Here is a 780-nt window from a genome sequence, read left to right as displayed (position 1 = left end):
AGACGTCCGACAAGGACGTCCTCACGGCCAAGGTCATCCCGAGCCGTGGCGCCTGGCTCGAGTTCGAGATCGACAAGCGCGACAACGTCGGCGTCCGCGTCGACCGCAAGCGCAAGCAGAACGCGACCGTCCTGCTCAAGGCGCTCGGCATGACCGAGGGCGAGATCCGCGAGGAGTTCGCCGACTACCCGGCCGTCATCGACACGCTCGAGAAGGACAGCGTCCAGACGCAGGACGAGGCGCTGCTCGACCTCTACCGCAAGATCCGCCCGGGCGAGCCGCCGACCGTCGAGGCCGGCCGCGCGCTGCTCGAGAACTTCTACTTCAACCCCAAGCGCTACGACCTCGCGAAGGTCGGCCGCTACAAGCTGAACAAGAAGCTCGGCCAGGACGCGCCGCTGTCCGACTCGGTGCTGACGCTCTCGGACGTCGTCGCGACCATCAAGTACCTCGCCGCGCTGCACATCGACCGTCCCTCCCTGCCCGGCACGCGCGGCGGCGAGGCGATCGAGGTCCGCGTCGAGCCCGACGACATCGACCACTTCGGCAACCGTCGCATCCGCGCGGTCGGCGAGCTGATCCAGAACCAGGTCCGCACGGGTCTGTCGCGCATGGAGCGCGTCGTGCGCGAGCGCATGACGACGCAGGACGTCGAGGCGATCACGCCGCAGACGCTCATCAACATCCGCCCCGTCGTGGCCTCCATCAAGGAGTTCTTCGGGACGAGCCAGCTGTCGCAGTTCATGGACCAGAACAACCCGCTCGCGGGCCTGACGCACA

Annotated in this window: 1 pseudogene; it reads left to right on the top strand. The window is 67.7% G+C overall.

Annotated elements, in window-relative coordinates:
• Positions 1–780: pseudogene (locus G3I71_RS45030) on the top strand (DNA-directed RNA polymerase subunit beta); the annotation flags it as partial.

The sequence above is a fragment of the Streptomyces sp. SID12501 genome, assembly GCF_010550245.1.
Lineage (GTDB): Bacteria > Actinomycetota > Actinomycetes > Streptomycetales > Streptomycetaceae > Streptomyces.
This window is presented reverse-complemented; position numbering and strand designations above follow the sequence as displayed.